We start from the raw sequence: 17736 nt of genomic DNA on the forward strand, positions 1-17736 counted from the left end.
CGGGCCGCCGGTCGCGGCCATCGCACCGCGCGGCGTGACCGGCCCGGCCAGCGCGGCCTTGCCCACCGCCCGCGCCACCACCCGACGGTCGCCCACCACGCGCGCGGCGGCCTCGTCCGCGCAGCGCTCCAGGGCGTACCCGATCGCCGTGCGCATCGGCCGCAGGAGCGGGTGAGCGCACATCGCCAACGTCGCCACCAGCAGCACCCGATCGTGCCGGCCGCTCAGATGCGCCCGCTCGTGGGCCAACAGCGCCCGTCGCTCGTCCGCGTCCAGCCGCGCCAGCATCGACGCCGAGACCACGATCCGAGGCCGACGCCCGGGCAGCGCGAACGCGGTCGGCGATCCGGTGGGCAGCACGGTCAACTCCGTATCGCCCGCCGCCGCGACCCCCGCGCGCAGCACCGCGAGCGCGCGTCGCCGACGCCACAGCACGACCGCCGCGCACACCAGGGCCGAGGTCAGCGCCGCGCTCGCCAGCGAGCCGATCACCTGCACATTGGGAATCGAGGCCCGCACCTGCGGGTCCGACCAGTGGTCGGGCAGCGGTACGCCCGGGAGTTGCGCCGTGCCCACCACGGTCAGCAGGCCCAGGCTGATGGTCGCGCACAGCGCCAGCACCGAGGTCAGCACGGTGAGCAGACCCACCACGCGGCGCGGCGCGAGATGGTCGGCCGCGAGCCGGGCCACGGGTACCGCGGTTATCGGCAGCAGCAGCGGCAGGTAGACGATCCAACGCACGCGACTACGACCCGCCCTCTTCCAACAGCCGGCGCAGCAGCGCCTCGTCGTCGGTGGACAGGTCGGAGACGAACCGCGCCAGCACCGCCTGCCGGTCACCCTCCTTGTCCAGCACCTGCCGCATCCGCCGCGCGGCGAGCCCGGCCTCGTCGTACACCGGCGCGTACACGTACGAGCGGCCCGATCGGGTGCGCTGGAGCACGCCCTTGTCGTGCAGGCGGGACAGGATGGTCACCACCGTCGTGTAGGCCAGCTCACCGGACAGCTGCTCCTGGACCGCGCCCGCGCCCATGGCCGTCGGCGACGTCCACAGCAGCGACAGGATCTCGGACTCCAACTCGCCGGGGCCACGCCGCGCGGGCGGTCCGCCTGCTCTGCTTTCGGTCACTTCGGCCTCCGGTGGATGGGCACAACGCCCCGGCAGCCTAAACGGTCGTGTTTCGGGATCGGCGTCACGTACCCGCTCCGCCGGCCCGCGGCGTCGGTGCGCAGCCGCCCGCCGCGGGCGCGGATTCGGGCGCGGCGGGCGATGGTGCGCGACCACTCGCGAGGCTCACCGCCGAGCCGGTGCACACGCCGGTCCGACCGGCGTCAGGCCGCGGTGACCAGCGGATTCCGAGAACTCTCGGCCGAACCGCTCCCGGCCGGCGCGCCGGCGCGGCCCACCCGGATCGCACAACCCTGCGCGCGAAGCGCGTCGACCAGGACGTCGTGCCGACGGCCGCGCCCCCGGGCCGGGTCGGCGGCGGCCGGGAGCAGTACGGCCACCCGCCGCTCGGGCAACCCGCCGACGAACGTCGCCGGCGCCTCGACGAACCGATCGCGCTCGTCGTACACCACGCTCAACGGCGCATCCACGCCGGACGCATCCCACGCGGCCACCAACGCGTCCCGCGCGACCTGTTGGCCGGCCCGCGTGACGTGCACGGCGATCGCCCGACCGGCCATCGTCCGCGCGGTGGACAGCGCGGCGACGGCGGCGTCCATCCGCAGGATCGGCACCACGACGGCCTGCGGACCGCCCTCGACCCGGCGCGCGTCGGCCCGGCGAATCGTGGCGGTGCGGCGGATTCCGGTGACCCGACGAATTGCGGTGACCCGACGAATTGCGGCGAACATGGCGGCCTCCTTTCGACCGCTTCCAGCCTCACCCCGAATCCGGTCACCCGGCCCACCCGTTGACGCGCTCTTGGCGTTCGCCCCGCCGATCCGAGCGAGTCCCTTACCCGGACCACCCCGGCCCGGCGACCGCACCGCCGGGCACGTACGGGCTCAGCGACCAGGCGTTGTCACCGCCCCACACCACGTGCTCGACCACCGCGACCCGGGCGCCGGTGTCGGTCCGCACGGCGGTGAGCAGCACCCGGTACACCCCGTAGAACTCCCGCTCCCGAGAAATCCCCACGTCGGACCACCCCTGACCCCCGAAAACCGCGACACGTACGGCCGCGTCGGTGCGCGCCTGATGCGAATGCAACCTGCCACGCAGACCGTCCGTGTCCCGCGCGTTGAGCAGCCCGACATAGCGCCGCAGGTACGGATCGATGCCGCCCTCGTCGGGCGGCCGCCGCGGCTCGTGCAGGCATACCACCAGGCCGATGAAGGTACCGAGCAGGGCGAGCGTGACCAGGACGGCCCGGCGGGTCGAACGCGGCGGGACGGAGACGGGGACGGTGTCGAGGCGTAGGTGCACGTGGACTCACTCCAAAGGCAACACATTCGTGCGGAGGAACATCCCGAGCCCGACTTGGCCGAGCCTTCCCTTGTCGGCACGCACGATCGGGGCCGGATGGTTCCGCCGCGCGACGCATGCCGGCCACGCGCTCCGTCGCGAGTGGCGACGGCCGACGGACCGCGCCCGGCCCGGCCGGGATGCCGAGCGCGCATGACCCGAGCACAGCCAACGGCCGCGTAGCGGACGCGCAACCCGTCGCGGAGCGAGCGGCGAATGCGGCTGCGGAGCAGACGTGCATCAGGCGCACCCCTGCTGGGCCGGTCATGCGAACGGGCCTCGGCCGTTTTGGGGTTGGTCGACATGCGCAAGCTCGGGCCGGCCGCCGACCCCGGGGCGGGTTACTCGTCCGTTGCAGCTTGGGCCGGCCGCCAACCAACCGCCCGCCGGCCAACCGTCCGCCCCGCCCCGCCCCACCTCACCCCTGTCCGGGACCCGGCATGACCGGCGTTCGCCCGGAGCGACCGGTCAGGGGGATCCTCACGCACCATTCACAACAAACTCGCCCAATTCGCGAAGCGAGCCTAAGCCGCAGCCGGGACGCGGCCCCGGGTCGTCCGTGTGTCGTTGCCAAGGGATGCACTCCAGGCGATGTGGCCGAGATCGCGGCCACTGCGGGAGACCACGTGTCCGGCTCGGAGCACGATCCGGTCCTGTGGGCGGGTCTGCAACGCCTCGGCGAGGGTTCGGGCGCGGACCGCGAACAGGTCGGCTGCGGCGCCCGGTTCGAGGCCGCCGGGCTCCAGGCCCAAGACGTTTCGGGCGTGCTCGGCCACCGCGGCCCAGGCCTGGGCGGGGGGCAGCCCGGTGGCGGCGGCCGTGGCCAGTGGGTCGGCCAGGCCCATGGGATGCCCGGCGGTGCGCAGGTGGTCGCCGCCGGCTGCGACGGTGACGCCCGCCGCGACCAGTTCGCGGATCGGCAGTCCGCAGCCACGCTCCGAGGGCAGCGCCACGACCCGCATGCCGGATGCGGCGATCGTCTCGCCGACCCGCCCGAGCGCGGACGGCGCGAGCCGGTTCAGGCCGGCCAGGTGACTGGCCGTCACCGGTCGGTCGAAGCCCGACGCGCGCAGCAGCCGGGCCAGGTCGCCGACCGCGAGCAGGCGCGGGTCGAAGCCGTCGTCCAGGTGCAGGTCCAGCGCCACCTCGGCCCGGTCCGCGAGCCGCAACAGTCGTCGGGTCTCCTGCCGGAAGTCCGGCGCGAACCTCGGCTGCCCGCCGATCACCCGCGCGCCCGCACTCACCGCGTCCACGATGGTGCGGTCGGTCGTCCCCGGCACCGGGACCGCGACGATCTGCAGGTCGAGCACCCGATGGAACTCGGCGCGCAGTTCGGCCATCACCTCTACCGCGCGCAGTGGCGTACGACCCTCGCCGATGTCCAGGTGCGTTCGCACAGCGGTCACCCCGTGCCCGGCCAGCGTGCGCAACGCCTCACGCGAGCGCCGCCGCAGGTCGCCGGGACGGTAGTGCGCGGGCCGGACCAGCCAGGATCGCCACGCGCCATCGCGTCCGTCCGGGTCCGAGCCCACCGGCTCCCAGGTCAGCGCACGATCGAGGTGTACGTGCGGCTCGGCAGATGCCGGCAGCAGCAGGTAGCCGGTCAGGTCCAGGCCGGCGCAGGCACCTCGGCCCAGCCGACCCGGCTCGCGCAGCATGCTGATGCGACCCTTGCGCAGCACCACGTCGCGCGTACGCCCATCCGGCAGCGTGGCGCCGAACAAGGTGATCCTGTCGCTCATCGCTACCCCCTGGGACTCGAATCCCGCAGACCGGGGCCGGCCGTCGCGGGCCTGGTACCGCATCGCCGTGCCGCCCCGCCCCACTGTGGCCGGGCGCTGTTGCGCCGGCGTTTCGGCGTCGTTACGGACCGCCCTTCGCGGGCGAAACGGGTACGTAACGCGACCGATGTCGACCGGCAACGGCGAACCCGTACAACCGTCCCCATGACCATCACCGAGGCGCCCCCCGTCGCCGTACCGGGGGCCGGCGGCGCCGACACACCTGCCGTCCCGGCCCGGCACCGTTCTGTGCGGTTGGCTGCCCGGATCCCGGGACCGCCCCGTGCTGCTCGCCGACTCGGGCGAGACGCCTACCGTGGACACGGTGTCGCACGAGGGTCTGCTCGGCGAACAGGGCCGTGACCCGTGGCCTTCTTCGGCCGGGCCCGCCACATGGGCGGCGCCGATCGGCGATATCGAGCGGTTCCGCGGAATGCCCGGGCGATAGCGTTTCGGGATGAGCACTCCTTCCGCGACCGAGCCGATCGACGCGGCCAACGCTCCCGACGCGACCGACGCGACCGGGCCCTGGCCCCGGACGGCTGCCGAGGCGTTGGCCGTGCAGGATCGGTTGCGGCCGTCGGTGGACACCGTCGGGCCCGGGCCGGGGCCGGCGGATGTGCGATTCGTGGCCGGGTTGGACGTGGCCTACGCCGAGGACTCGGACGAACTGGCCGCCGCCGTGGTGGTGTTGGACGCTCGTACGCACGCGGTGGTGGAGCGGTCCGTGGCGCATGGCGTGGCGACCTTTCCGTATGTGCCCGGCCTGTTCGCCTTCCGCGAGGTTCCGGCGTTGTTGGCCGCGCTCGAACAGCTCGACACCGCGCCGGACCTGCTCGTCTGTGACGGTCAGGGCCTGGCCCATCCGCGCCGGTTCGGGCTGGCCTGCCACCTCGGCGTGCTGACCGGGCTGCCGGCCGTCGGGGTCGGCAAGACGCCCTTCGTCGGCGCGTACGAGACGCCGGGGGAGAAGCGGGGCGATGCGGCCGACCTGGTGTACGAAGGGGACGTGGTCGGCCGCGCGTTGCGCACCCGCGATGCGATCAAGCCGGTGTTCGTGTCGATCGGCCACGGCGTCGACCTGGACACGGCCTGCGCACACGTGCTGGCCCTCACCCCGCGCTACCGCCTCCCGGAAACCACCCGCCAGGCCGACCAGACCTGCCGCCAGGCGCTGAAGACCCACCGGGAAACCACTCGGCCGTAGCCCGCCCGCCTGACGCCGGACCGCGCCGGACTCGCGCCGCCCGAAACCCCCACGCCGCCCGAGCCCCGTGCCGCCCATCCCTCGGACACGCGAAAGAGCCCCCGAACCACCTGCGCAAGGCGGTTCGGGGGCTCCTCGGTCACCGGCTCCCCAAGGGGGGAGGATGGAGAGCCGGCTGCTCTATGGGTGGATCATCCGGTGCGGATCAGTCCGTGGCGATCGCTCGCAGGACGTTCATCCGCGCCGCCCGGAAGGCCGGCATCACGGCGGCCAGCAGGCCGACCACCGCTGCGGCGATCACGATTCCGATCACAGTGCCCCACGGGATCTCCAGGACGTCCAAGCCCTGCTTGGCCAGCAGGCGCTGGGCCCCGATGCCCCACGCCATGCCGAGCGCGAGCCCGACCAGGGCGCCGAACACCGCGATCACCATGGACTCCAGGCGGATCATCCGGCGGATCTGCCGGCGCGAGGCGCCGATCGCCCGCATCAGGCCGATCTCCCTGGTGCGCTCGACCACCGACAGCGCCAGCGTGTTGATCACACCCAGGATCGAGATGATGATCGCCAGGCCGAGCAGACCGTAGATCAGGTACAGGAACGTGTCGATCTGCTTGCCGATCAGTTCCTTGTAGTCGCTCTGGTCGCGGGCCTGGACCTGCGGGAAGGGATCGAGCGACGACTTGAGCGCGGCGCCGACCTTCGTCGCGTCCTGACTCTTGGCCGCGTTGATGCTCACGCTCTGGTACTGCACGTTCGGGACGAACTGCTTCATGATCGTGTTCGGGATCACGAGCGTTTCGCCGAAACCGATCACATCGTCGGACTTCTTGCGGATCGCGCCGACCTCGACAGTGGTCTTCTGCTCCTTCGGGAAGGCGATCTCGATCTTGCCGCCGATGCCGAGGTGGTGATCCTTGGCGAAGTTCTCGCCGATGACCGCCTTGCCCGCCGCGATGGCCGCGTCGCCGCTGCCCTGGAGGTAGACGGTCTTGAACGTGCCGTCCATGCCCGGGTCCGAGCCGAGGACGAAGTCCTTCTTGGACTTGCCGTCCGCGGTGATCGTCGCGTTGCTCAGGGTCGTGGCGACCACATCGCCGACGCCGGGGGTCTTGCGCACCGCCTGGACGATGGTCTCGGGGAAGGTCCCGGTCAGCGACTGGACGGTGTAGTCGGCACCCAGGGACTTGTCGATCTGCTTGTCGAACGAGGCCGACATCGACGAGGCCGCGACCGCCATACCACTGACCAGCGCGACGCCGATCATGATCGCCGACGCGGTGGCACCGGTACGACGCGGGTTGCGCAGTGCGTTCTCCCGGCTGAGCCGGCCCATCGAGCCGAACAGCTTCGGGTACCAGGAGGCCAGCGCCGGGACCACGGTGCGGGCCAGGAGCGGCGCCAGCACGATGAAGCCGAGCAGCGTGAACAGCACGCCCAGGCCGAGGAATCCGCCGCCCTGTGCGCCATTCTCCGCGGTGGCCCCCGCGACCAGCGCGAGCGCCCCCAGGGCGAACAGCACCGCGCCGATGATCGAGCGGGTCTTGATCGACTTCTGCGGCGGCGCACCCGCCTCGCGCAGGGCCGCCATCGGGGCGACCTTGCCCGCGCGGCGGGCCGGCACGTACGCGGCGATGACAGTGACGATCACACCGACCAGGTAGGCCACGATCGGGGTGGAGGTCTTGATCACCAGGGACGTGCCCTTGAGGTTGATCCCGACCGCGCTGATCAGCGCCTTGAGTCCGACGGCCAGGCCGAGGCCGGCCAGCAGGCCGAGCGTCGAGCCGACCACGCCCAGCAGGACCGCCTCGAGCAGCACCGAGCGGTTCACGTCCGCTCGGCTCGCGCCGATCGCCCGCATCAGGCCCAACTCACGGGTGCGCTGGGCGACCAGCATCGAGAAGGTGTTGAAGATCAGGAAGACGCCGACCAGCACGGCGACACCGGCGAAGCCGAGCATCGCGTACTTCATCACGTTCAGGAAGCCGCTCAGCTGGTCGTTGGCGTCCTTGGCGGACTCCGCGGCCGTCTGGACCTCGAAGTTCTTCGGGTCGTTGAGCAGCTGCTGCACGCGCTGCTTGAGGTCCTTGTCGCCGATCCCGTTCGCGGCGGTCACCGACACCGAGGTGACGAGGTTCGGGTCGCCGAGCAGCCGCTGCGAGGCGGTCGCGTTGTCGAACGAGAGCAGGGCCGCGCCGGGGTTGGTGGTGGTGAAGGTCACGATGCCGCTGACCTTGACCGGGAACTCGCCGTTCGGCGCGATCACCCGCAGCTCGTCACCGATCTTGACGTGCTTCTTCTTCGCCGTGTCCGAGTCGATCATCACCTCGGCCGGGCCCTTGGGCGCGGCACCGCTGGTGATCTTGACCGGGGTCCGGTCGGTCTCGAACCAGTTCGTGGCGATCGTCGGCGCGCCCGAGGACGGGCCGACCGACTTGTTGTGCTTGTCGACCACCGTGAGCGACTCGAGGTTGACGTTGCCGTGCGCCTCCTTGACGCCGTCCACCTTGGCGATCTTGTCGATCAGCGATCGCTGGAGTGTGGGCGTCTCGCCGGTGACCGCGAGGTCGTTCTTGTCGAACTCGGACTTGGGCTTGACCGAGACGTCCGACGCCGTGGACTTGAACAGGTCGTCGAAGGTCTTGGTGATCGTGTCGGTGAATACCAGGGTGCCGGAGACGAACGCGACCGACAGCAGCACTGCCAGGGCGGACAGCACCATTCGCCCCTTGTGGGCGAGGAAGCTGCGGAACGTGGCTTTCAACATGGTGGGGGACTCTCCGCCTGTTTCAGCTGGTCCGGGCGCCGTCGAAGCGCTTCATGCGCTCCAGGACGGCGTCGGACGTGGGACGCAGCATTTCGTCGACGATTCGACCGTCTGCCAGGAACAGGACCCGATCCGCGTAGGACGCCGCGTTCGGGTCGTGGGTGACCATCACGATGGTCTGACCGAGCTCGTTGACACTGCGCCGCAGGAAGGCCAGCACCTCGGCGCCGGAGCGCGAGTCGAGGTTGCCGGTCGGCTCGTCACCGAAGATGATCTCGGGCCGGCTGGCCAGCGCGCGGGCGCACGCGACGCGCTGCTGCTGACCACCGGAGAGCTCGCTCGGGCGGTGCTTGAGCCGGTCGCGCAGGCCGACGGTCTCGATCACGGTGTCCAGCCAGGCCTTGTCCGGCTTGCGGCCCGCGATGTCCATCGGCAGCGTGATGTTCTCCAGCGCGGTCAGCGTGGGGAGCAGGTTGAACGCCTGGAAGATGAAGCCGATGTTGTCGCGGCGAAGCTTGGTGAGCGCCTTGTCCTTGAGGCTGGTGATTTCGGTGTCGCCGATCCAGCTCTTGCCGCTGCTCACCGAGTCGAGACCGGCGAGGCAGTGCATCAGGGTCGACTTGCCGGAGCCGGAGGGGCCCATGATCGCGGTGAACTGACCGCGACCGATCTGGACGTCCACGCTGTCGAGAGCGACGACTCGGGTCTCGCCTTCGCCATACGCCTTGGTGAGCTGCTGCGCGCGGGCGGCGATGGTGCCCCTGGAGTCCGCGTCGGTCATGGCAGCCGTGGCCGTAGTCACGAGTCTGTCCCCCAGTTGAGGTGGTAACGGTGGCGCTCCGCGTTTTGCAGTGCACAGGATCACCGTAGGGGGGATGAGGGCCCGGCGAATCCTCTCGAAGGACAGATCCCGTCGTCCTACGCAGGGAGGATCCCGGGTACGCCGAACGACCCTTCCCCCTAGGGGAGCCCCGTACCAGTGAGGTATGTCTCGAAGCGGAGTCGACGACTCGTCACGCTCCGTCCACCTCGCCCGTACCAACGATCCGCATCCGCCCGGGGGTTCCCGAAATGTCGTCGCCGACGCCGGCGCACCCCGAGAGGGGGGTGCCGTCAGTCTTGCGAGGGACCTTCCGTGGGCGTGTGGTTGGCCACGATCGCCGCGCCGACTTCGGCCAGGGCGCGGCGCAGACTCGGCGGGGACACGGCCTCCACATGCGCGCCCAGCGCGGTCAGTTGGTCCACCCCGATCTCCTCGGACTCGGTGCGCAGTCGCAGTTCGCGCCAACCGGCCGGGTCCGGCGGTCCGGCCGAGGCGAGCGCGTCCGCGGCGACCACCGGGCCGAAGACTCGCGGCAATTGGCGTAATCCGAACGGTGATACCCGGATCACGCAGGCCGACCGCATCAGCGAGCGGGCGAAATCGTCGTTGCTGTGGGCCCACCACGCGCTCAGGTCGAAGCCGTCGGGCCGCCCGAAGCGCTCGGGCCGGGTGCTCGCGGCCACCACTCGGGACACCCGGTAGCTGCGGATGTCGGTGCGGTGGCGGGCGACCAGGTACCAGACGCCCGCCTTGAGGACCAGGCCGAGCGGGTCCAGCCGGCGGGCCACCTCGCGGTCGCGGCGCGAGTAGCGCAGGTCGAGCCGGCGACCCGTCCACACGGCACTCGCGATCTCGGTCAGGCACGGGACGTCCTCGTCGTGCTGGAACCAGCCCGGCGCGTCCAGGTGGAAGCGCTGCCGGACCCGACCCGCACGGGTGCGCAGGTCGGCGGGCAACGTGGCCATCACCTTGGTCTGCGCCGCGACGAGCACGGTGTCCAGGCCCAGCGCGTCGGCGGCGTGCGGCGCGCCGGACAGGAACAGCGCGGCCGCCTCGTCGCCGGTGAGCCCGTCCAGCCTGGTCCGCCAGCCCTCGACCAGCCGGATCCCGCCATGCGGCCCGGTCTCGGTCCACAGCGGTACGCCTGACGCCTGGAGCGCGGCGACGTCGCGGTAGACGGTGCGGACCGACACCTCCAGCTCGGCCGCCAGTTCGGCGGCGGTCGCCCCGCCGGGTCGGTTCTGTAGGTGGAGCAGGAGCGCCACCAGTCGGCCGGATCGCATGACACGAAACTAGCTCGGAATCCCTGCCAACGGTTGTCAGGGATGGCGGTGCAGGATCTGCGTATGACGAGTTGGGCGGAGTTCGAGAAGGACGAGCCGGAGTTCGCGGCGACGGTGCGCGAGCGTTTCGGGATGTACAAGCACCACGTGCTGGGCACGGTGCGGCGGGACGGCGCGCCTCGGTTGAGCGGGCTGGAGGCGGACTTCCGGTTCGAGCAGATGTGGCTCGGCATGATGCCGAGCTCGATGAAGGCGCGGGATCTGCTGCGTGACCCACGATTCTCGATCTTCGCGAACCCGGGGGAGGGCGCCGAGATGACGCACGGCGACGTGCGGGTGAGCGGGCGGGCGATCGAGGTCGTGGACGAAGCGGTCAAGGGTCGGTATGCGGCCGAGACGAGTGCGCCGGAGCCGTTTCATCTGTTTCGGGTGGAACTGGACGAGGTGACTCGGACGGGGGTCGAGGGGGAGGAGGTGGTCATCCGGGTCTGGCGACCGGGCGCTCCCGTACGCACGATTCGGCGGGGGAACGACGCTGCGTCTGTTGCGCCTGCGCGCGAGGGGGGTTGAGGCGAGTTGGCCTCAAACGCCGGCCGGGCTTGATTGGTTTCGGCTGACGGTGGGCGTTGATTTGGCTGGGTTGGCCTCAAGCGCCGGCCGGGCTGAAGTGGCCTCACGTGCCGGCCGGGCCGGGTGGCTTCAAGTGCCGGCCGGGCTGGGTGGCCTCACGTGCTGGGCGGGTGGGGTCAGGTTGGGTTGGGTGGGTTTTGGGTGGGGTGTTCCTGGAGTGTGGGGGGAATCAGGCCGTGGCCTCGGTGGAGGGGGAGTTCTCGGGTGATGGCGATGTTGGTGAGGAAGGGACGGTCATGACTGGCCACCAGGAGGGCTCCTCGGTAGGCGTTGAGGGCCTGTTCGAGTTGGTGGACCGAGGCCAGGTCCAGGTTGTTGGTGGGCTCGTCGAGGATCAGTAGGTGTGGCGGCGGGTCGGCGGACAGGAGTGCGGCCAGGACCGCGCGGAAACGTTCGCCGCCGGAGAGGGTGTCCACCCGTTGTTCGGGGCGGTTGCCCTTGAAGAGGAAGCGGGCGAGTCGGCCGCGCAGTTCCGCGTCCGTCGCCGAAGGCGCGAAGCGGCGCACGTTGGCCAGGACGCTCGCGTCCTCGTCCAGTACGTCCAGCCGCTGTGGCAGATGGCGCACGCCCTCGACGCCGATCCGCACGGTGCCCTCGGCCGGTTGCTCCGCACCGGTGAGCAGCCGAAGCAGCGTGGTCTTGCCCGAGCCGTTGTCGCCGGTCAGCGCGATGCGTTCGGGGCCGCGCACGATCAGGTCCAGGCCGTTTGGCCCGTACAGCCCGTCCGCGGTGTTCAGGCCCTCGGCCACGAGCACCGTGCGCCCGGCGGGTACCTCGGTCTCGGGCAACTCGATCCGGATCTCCTTGTCCTCGCGCACCGCGTCCCTGGCCTCGGACAACCGCGTGCGGGCATCGTCGAGCCGGCCCTCGTGGGTGCCCTTGAGCTTGCCGGCGGAGACCTCGGCGGCCCGCTTCAGGTTGCCCGCGACGATCCTGGGCACGCCGCCTTCCAACTGGGCCTTGCGGCCGGTCCGGACCCGGCGGGCCAGTCGTACCTGGGCCTCGGCCAACTCCCGCTTCTGTTTGCGCAGGTCGGTCTGTGCGGTGCGGACCAGCCGCTCGGCGGTCGCGCGCTCCTGCTCCAGGACCTCCAGATACGCGCTCAGATTTCCGCCGTAGGTGCGGGCCCGGTCCGGGAGCAACTCGACGATCCGGTCCACCAGGTCGAGCAGCACTCGGTCGTGGCTGACCACGAGGAGTACGCCCGGATACCCCCGCACCGCGTCGTACAGCCGCTCGCGTGCGGACGCGTCGAGGTTGTTGGTCGGCTCGTCCAGGAGCAGTACGTCGGGACGACGCAGCAGCAGCGCGGCGAGTCCGAGCAGTACCGACTCGCCGCCGGACAGCGTGCCGATCGTGCGGTCGAGATCGACGTGCGGCAGCCCGAGTCGGTCCAGTTGGGCCCGGGCGCGTTCCTCGACGTCCCAGTCGTCGCCGACCGCGTCGAAGTGCCGGACGTCCGTGTCGCCGGTCTCGATCGCCAGCAGAGCGGCGCGCGTTTCGGCGATGCCCAGTACGTCGTCGACGCGACGGGCCGCGTCGAGCGGGAGGTGCTGCGGCAGGTAGCCGAGGTCGCCGCCGACGGTGATCGACCCGGAGGAGGGCCGCAGGATTCCGGCGATCAGTTTGAGCAGGGTCGACTTGCCCGCGCCGTTGACCCCGACCAGGCCGGTTCGGCCGTTGCCGATGGCGAGATCGAGGCCGGTGCACACCGGGGTTCCGTCGGGCCAGTCGAAGGACAGGTCGGCACAAACGATCGCGGGTGCGGTCGGAAAAGACATGGGGTGGCTCCCGGGGACGCGTGGTGAACGGATCGCGTGGGACACCGCGCGGCGGGATCGGAAGGGGCCGGACATGAAGAAATCGTCCGGGACGGCCACACCGAGGTCGAGAACGCGACCGCGAGCACACAGGGCTCAAGCGGCGCGATGTCCTGACCTCAGATGCGCAACGGACCATCCAGACGGACGACAATGTGACCGCTCCAGGCTAACCCCCGGCCGCTGCGGATCTCAAACGGTTTTCCCGTCCGGTGGCGCGACCTGCTGCGGATCGGTGTCCGCGCGGGTCGGATGCACGGCCTTGTCCGAGGCTTCGGCCGAGCCGGTCGGGCGATTCGGGCGGTACGCGCACGTGGCCGTGCCGACCGGCAGCGCGAGCGGCGCGGCGGGGTGGCACGAGGGTGTTTTTCGCGTCCCGAAGCGTTTCGTGCACCGAGGCTCCCGTCGGATCGGGGGTTGGCCTCAAACGCCGGCCGGGCTGGATGACCCGGCCTTCGGCCGAGGTGGCCTCAAGCGCCGGCCGGGCTGTTTGGCCTCAAGCGCCGGCCGGGCTATCCATAGCCCGTTCGGTGTGTGCACACCTCGGTTGGTCGGTGAGCGCGATTCGTGGCCGCCGGGTGGGTGTATCGGTTCACCCCATGCGGTGATCATGTTCCTTCGCGCGCTCGGCGTGCCCCCGACGGTGGCGGCGGGCGATCTAACCTGCTTTCGATTTCCCTGTATTTTCGATCATTTGGGGCATTCGTGCGAGGTTCCCGCGGCGCGGCTGTAATCGTCCTGGTGATGGCGGTGGTCGCCGCCATCGGCTTCGTCGTCTTCGCCCGCGGGCACGACGACGACCCGAAGGAGAAGGCCGCGGCGCCGGCCCAGGGATCCCAGAGAGCGCCCGCGCAGGCACCGGTCACCCTGATCGGCGACGGCTCCACGTCGAACACCGGAGAGCAGCCGGGCCGGCTCAAGCCGGAGAAGCTCGCGCCGGGCCAGGCCCCGCCGCAGTTCGTGGTGTTCTCCTGGGACGGCGCCGGCGAGGACGACAAGAAGTTGTTCTCCCGCTTCCGCCAGGTGGCCAAGGAGAGCAACGCCAAGATGACGCTGTTCCTGTCCGGGGTGTACGTGCTGCCGGAGGCCAAGCGGGCCAGGTACCAGCCGCCGCACAAGCCGATCGGCGCCTCGGACATCGGCTACCTCGACGACGCCCACCTGCGGATGACACTGGAACAGATCGGCGCCGCGTGGAACGAGGGCCACGAGATCGGCACGCACTTCAACGGCCACTTCTGCGGGCCGAGCGGCGGCGGTTCGTGGTCGGCCGACGACTGGCGCAGCGAGGTCGAGCAGGCCAGGGCGTTCGTCAAGAACTGGAAGACCAACACGGGCTGGGCCGACATGCCGGCGCTTCCGTTCGACTACGACAAGGAACTTATCGGCGGCCGGGCGCCGTGCCTGGAGGGCCAGAAGGCACTGCTCGCGGCCGGGCCGTCGCTGGGCTTCCGCTATGACGCGAGTTCGCCCGGTGGGCGCCAGGTGTGGCCGGGCAAGGTGAACGGGACGTGGGACCTGCCATTGCAGCAAATCCCGCTGCCGGGACGCAAGTTCGAGGTCTTGTCGATGGACTACAACGTGATGTTCAACCAGTCGCGCACGGTCAAGGGCGACCCGGCCAAGTTCCGGGAGTGGGAGGACCAGGCGTATGCGAGCTACATGGCCGGCTTCGACCGCGCGTACGCCGGGAACCGGGCGCCGCTGCTGATCGGCAACCACTTCGAGGGGTGGAACGGCGGCATCTACATGAGGGCCGTCGAGCGCACCATGCGGACGGTGTGTGTGCGACCGGAGACGAAGTGTGTCAGCTTCCATGACCTGGTGGACTGGCTCGACGTGCAGGATCCTGTGGTACTCGCGAACTTGCGGACGTACGAGATCGGCGCGAAGCCGAATTGGTCGACACTCTCGGCGCCTGTTGCTCCTGCCGCTCCCGCGGTTCCGGCGGTGGCTTCCGGCAGGAAGCAGGCTGCGGTTGTGCGGGACCGGTACTGATCGGGCCTGCGGCCCACTTGGCCTCAAGCGCCGGCCGGGCTGGGTGGCCTCAAGCGCCGGCCGGGCTGGGTGGCCTCAAGCGCCGGCCGGGCTGGGTGGCCTCAAGCGCCGGCCGGGCTGATTTGGCCTCAAGTGTCGGCCCGGCTGGGTGGCCTCATGCGCCGGCCGGGCTGGAGCGGGGGCGGCTGGCCGGGAACCGATTCTCCGCGCGGGGAATGTTGAGTGGGCAACTATCGTTGGAGCGAGCAAGGCCCGGGACAGCCGGGACCGTACTCGTATCCGAGGAGCAGGCCATGCCCGCCGTCACCGTTTCCAACCCGCTGGCCCTGCCGCGTCTGCCGGAACCCGGTCTCGACGCGCGGCCGCGCCCCGTACTCGCCGTCACGACCGCGCCGAGCGGTGTCGAGGGTGAGGGCTTCCCGGTTCGCCGCGCCTTTGCGGGCGTCAACCAGAGCCACCTCGACCCGTTCATCATGATGGATCAGATGGGCGAGGTGGATTACCAAGCCGGTGAGCCCAAGGGCACCCCGTGGCACCCGCACCGCGGCTTCGAGACGGTCACCTACATCATCGACGGCACCTTCGTACACCAGGACTCGCACGGCGGTGGTGGCGTCATCACCGACGGCGACACCCAGTGGATGACTGCCGGCTCCGGCCTGCTGCACATCGAGACTCCGCCGGAGTCTCTGGTCATGTCGGGCGGGCTCTTCCACGGACTCCAGCTCTGGGTGAACCTGCCCGCCTCGGACAAGATGATCAAGCCGAAGTACCAGGACATCCGGGGCGGCAGCGTGAAGCTCCTCGCCTCCGAGGACGGCGGCGCCCTGGTCCGCCTGATCGCCGGTGGGATCGGCGGCTACGAGGGGCCCGGCATCACCCACACGCCGATCACGATGACCCACGTGTCCGTGAACCCCGGCGCCCAAGTCACCCTCCCCTGGCGATCCGACTTCAACGCCCTGGCCTACAGCCTGGCCGGCAGCGGCTCGGCGGGCATCGAGCGGCGCCCGTTCCACCTGGGCCAGGCCGTCGTCTTCGGTGATGGCGACTCGCTTACCATTCGGGCCGACGAGGTACAGGACTCCCGCAGCGCCAACTTCGAGGTGGTACTCCTCGGCGGGCAGCCGATCCGGGAACCGGTCGCCTGGTACGGCCCTTTCGTGATGAACAGCCACCGCGAGTTGCAGCAGGCGATGGAAGACTTCCAGGCCGGTCGCCTGGGCACCGTCCCCACTTCCTGATGCGCTGACCAAGACGGGCGGTCGGTCCGGGTGGTTCTCGGACCGACCGCCCGTCTGCCAGGCGTCCAAGGCGCTCATGAGGGTCATCGACGCCGTGGCGGGCTTGAGTGCGGTGATCCCGTCGGGACGTGGCGATCCCGATCGTCGACCGATCGTCGACCGATCGAAACCGGCCGGCTCGCGGTGTTCGGTGCCGAGGGCACGATCGACCTCCGGGCCGATGTCCGACAGGATTCGAACAAGCCGAACCTCAAGGTGAGCGTCCCCGGTGGGCAGCCGATCGGCGAGGAAGTCGCCTGGTATGGCCTGTTCGTGATGAACGTGCACGCCGAACTTGCGCAGGCGTTCGACGACTTCAAGGCGGGTCGGAAGGGAAGGATGCCGGCGGACCGGATCTGACGGCCGGTCAACCGTGGCCGAAGATCATCGGCGGGGCATCTGACGCATCGTCAGAGCCCTTAGAGTGCAAGGGAATGCCTTACAGGGGCGAGCGCGTGGGCTACGCAACGGAGCCGACCGGTCGCCCCTTGACGCTGTCCCGCCCACTGGCCACACTGAACAAGGTCAAATGGAACGTACCGGTTTGCCGCGCTATGAGCGCGGCCTGCGGAAAGAGGAGTGGAGCCGTCACCTCACCACCGTGAGCTCCGCCGCCGGGTCGAAGTGGCCCCGGTCGACGGGCGCGATGTGACACCGGACGAGAGGAGTCCGCGTATGTCCTGGCCCTCCCGGGTGGCACACGGCATCGGCGACGGTGACCGACGGCCGCCCCACGCTTCATATTTCGCCAATTCGCCGACCGGTTCGCGGGCGATCGATCCGGCTTCGATCGGTGCGTTGCCCACAGGCGCTCCGTCGACCCGTGTCCGGTCCGATGCGACCGGGTCCTGGGGGACGTGATGGCCGACGGCTGGCGTAAGAAGTTCGTGGAGAGCACGGTCAAGACTCGGGCCTCGTCCACGAACTGGATCGCGCTGAAGATCATCCACTCGAACGTGCTCACGATGCTCATCCTCGGCACCGCCGCGCTGTTCGCGGTGGTTTTGCACCTCAAGGGACGTGCGCGCGATGGTGAGTTGTTCGCGCTCGCGGTCGCGGCGCCGTGGATACTGGCGGCATATCGGCACAGCCGTGCCTGCAAGCCGTGTCCACGTCAGTCGGGAGGGGGATAGGCGATGAGCGCGTACGAACCGCCACCGCCCCCCGAGGCACGCGGACTTCGGCTCGGCGACCTGGTCCGTCGACGCCACCTCGTCGATCCCGATGATGAGGAGCCGGCCTTCCCGGCGCATCGCGAGGAGCGTGCGAGCAAGCCCTCGCGCGAGTCCCGCGCCCCTCGGGACGACGACGAGCCCTCCTGGCGGCGGGACTTGCGGGAGCGTCGGAAGCACGAGCGGGACGCGGCCGCCGCGGTCGAGGCCCGGCGTACGACCGAGCGCGCGAGCGGTTCGGACGCGCGCCCCGGACGCGCCGCCGACGCCCGACGTGCCGAGGAGGCGCGCCGGGCCCAGGCACAGCGGGCCGAGCGCGGCACCACCGGCGCGGCGGACCGTGCGGCGCGGCCCACGGTGCGGCACGTGATGAAACCCCGCGACCCGGGGCGCCACAACGCCCCCGCGACGCCCGTCGAGAGCGCGCGCAAGCTGCCGTGGCGCAAGTCGGCGAAGGCGGCCGGCTCGGCCGCGGGCCCGGCCGCGGGCGCCGTCG

15 protein-coding genes and 1 pseudogene are annotated in these 17736 nt (G+C 70.7%); 7 read left to right on the plus strand and 9 right to left on the minus strand.

The features are described 5' to 3' along the window. The 5 genes from ABZS54_RS35900 to ABZS54_RS35920 form a co-directional block, all read right to left on the minus strand. Nucleotides 1–741: M56 family metallopeptidase (locus ABZS54_RS35900; RefSeq protein ID WP_355545895.1), on the minus strand; the 741-nt coding region annotated here is incomplete at its 3' end. 4 nt (nt 742–745) lie between these two features. After that, nucleotides 746–1129 (minus strand): BlaI/MecI/CopY family transcriptional regulator, encoded by a 384-nt coding sequence (locus ABZS54_RS35905; protein WP_026218222.1) that lies wholly within the window; start codon nt 1127–1129, stop codon nt 746–748. Between the two features lie 203 nt (nt 1130–1332). Then, complete coding sequence (locus ABZS54_RS35910) at nt 1333–1860, minus strand: hypothetical protein (RefSeq protein WP_355545898.1); 528 nt, start codon at nt 1858–1860, stop codon at nt 1333–1335. A gap of 103 nt (nt 1861–1963) precedes the next feature. After that, entirely contained in the window at nt 1964–2434 is a 471-nt protein-coding gene (locus ABZS54_RS35915) for a hypothetical protein (protein ID WP_355545900.1), read from the minus strand. A 563-nt stretch (nt 2435–2997) separates the two neighbouring features. Further along, nucleotides 2998–4215 carry a hydrolase gene (locus tag ABZS54_RS35920; RefSeq protein ID WP_355545902.1) on the minus strand — a complete coding sequence of 406 codons (1218 nt, stop codon included), beginning with the start codon at nt 4213–4215 and terminating at the stop codon, nt 2998–3000. Nucleotides 4216–4711: 496 nt separating this feature from the next. Here ABZS54_RS35920 and nfi point away from each other — a divergent pair, with 496 nt between their 5' ends. Further along, entirely contained in the window at nt 4712–5461 is a 750-nt protein-coding gene (gene nfi / locus ABZS54_RS35925) for a deoxyribonuclease V (protein ID WP_355545904.1), read from the plus strand. A 205-nt stretch (nt 5462–5666) separates the two neighbouring features. Here the strand turns inward: nfi and ABZS54_RS35930 are convergent, their stop codons facing one another. The 3 genes from ABZS54_RS35930 to ABZS54_RS35940 all read right to left on the minus strand — a co-directional run bounded on the left by ABZS54_RS35930 (nt 5667) and on the right by ABZS54_RS35940 (nt 10337). Further along, nucleotides 5667–8231 (minus strand): FtsX-like permease family protein, encoded by a 2565-nt coding sequence (locus ABZS54_RS35930; protein WP_355545906.1) that lies wholly within the window; start codon nt 8229–8231, stop codon nt 5667–5669. Between the two features lie 22 nt (nt 8232–8253). Continuing rightward, nucleotides 8254–9012, minus strand: coding sequence for an ABC transporter ATP-binding protein (locus ABZS54_RS35935; protein WP_355545920.1), 759 nt, complete (start codon nt 9010–9012; stop codon nt 8254–8256). A gap of 332 nt (nt 9013–9344) precedes the next feature. Next, the gene (locus tag ABZS54_RS35940; protein WP_355545908.1) at nt 9345–10337 is read right to left on the minus strand and encodes a WYL domain-containing protein; all 993 of its coding nucleotides are present in this window, start codon (nt 10335–10337) and stop codon (nt 9345–9347) included. A 63-nt stretch (nt 10338–10400) separates the two neighbouring features. On the opposite strand from ABZS54_RS35940, the gene ABZS54_RS35945 reads away from it, so the two are divergent. After that, complete coding sequence (locus tag ABZS54_RS35945; protein ID WP_355545910.1) at nt 10401–10907, plus strand: pyridoxamine 5'-phosphate oxidase family protein; 507 nt, start codon at nt 10401–10403, stop codon at nt 10905–10907. A gap of 176 nt (nt 10908–11083) precedes the next feature. On the opposite strand, the gene ABZS54_RS35950 is transcribed toward ABZS54_RS35945, so the two are convergent. Continuing rightward, on the minus strand, nt 11084–12748 hold the full coding sequence (locus ABZS54_RS35950; RefSeq protein WP_355545912.1) for an ABC-F family ATP-binding cassette domain-containing protein: 1665 nt from the start codon (nt 12746–12748) through the stop codon (nt 11084–11086). A gap of 780 nt (nt 12749–13528) precedes the next feature. On the opposite strand from ABZS54_RS35950, the gene ABZS54_RS35955 reads away from it, so the two are divergent. The 5 genes and pseudogenes from ABZS54_RS35955 to ABZS54_RS35975 all read left to right on the plus strand — a co-directional run. Next, on the plus strand, nt 13529–14785 hold the full coding sequence (locus tag ABZS54_RS35955; protein ID WP_355545922.1) for a hypothetical protein: 1257 nt from the start codon (nt 13529–13531) through the stop codon (nt 14783–14785). A gap of 293 nt (nt 14786–15078) precedes the next feature. Next, the gene (locus ABZS54_RS35960) at nt 15079–16029 is read left to right on the plus strand and encodes a pirin family protein (RefSeq protein ID WP_355545914.1); all 951 of its coding nucleotides are present in this window, start codon (nt 15079–15081) and stop codon (nt 16027–16029) included. 30 nt (nt 16030–16059) lie between these two features. Continuing rightward, a complete protein-coding gene (locus tag ABZS54_RS35965) occupies nt 16060–16428 on the plus strand; it encodes a pirin-like C-terminal cupin domain-containing protein (protein WP_355545916.1) in 369 nt (122 codons plus the stop codon). Nucleotides 16429–16925: 497 nt separating this feature from the next. Further along, complete coding sequence (locus ABZS54_RS35970; RefSeq protein WP_355545918.1) at nt 16926–17201, plus strand: hypothetical protein; 276 nt, start codon at nt 16926–16928, stop codon at nt 17199–17201. 3 nt (nt 17202–17204) lie between these two features. Further along, a pseudogene (locus tag ABZS54_RS35975) lies at nt 17205–17736 on the plus strand (hypothetical protein); the annotation flags it as partial.

Source organism: Embleya sp. NPDC005575, assembly GCF_040605455.1.
In the GTDB taxonomy this organism is placed as follows: domain Bacteria; phylum Actinomycetota; class Actinomycetes; order Streptomycetales; family Streptomycetaceae; genus Embleya.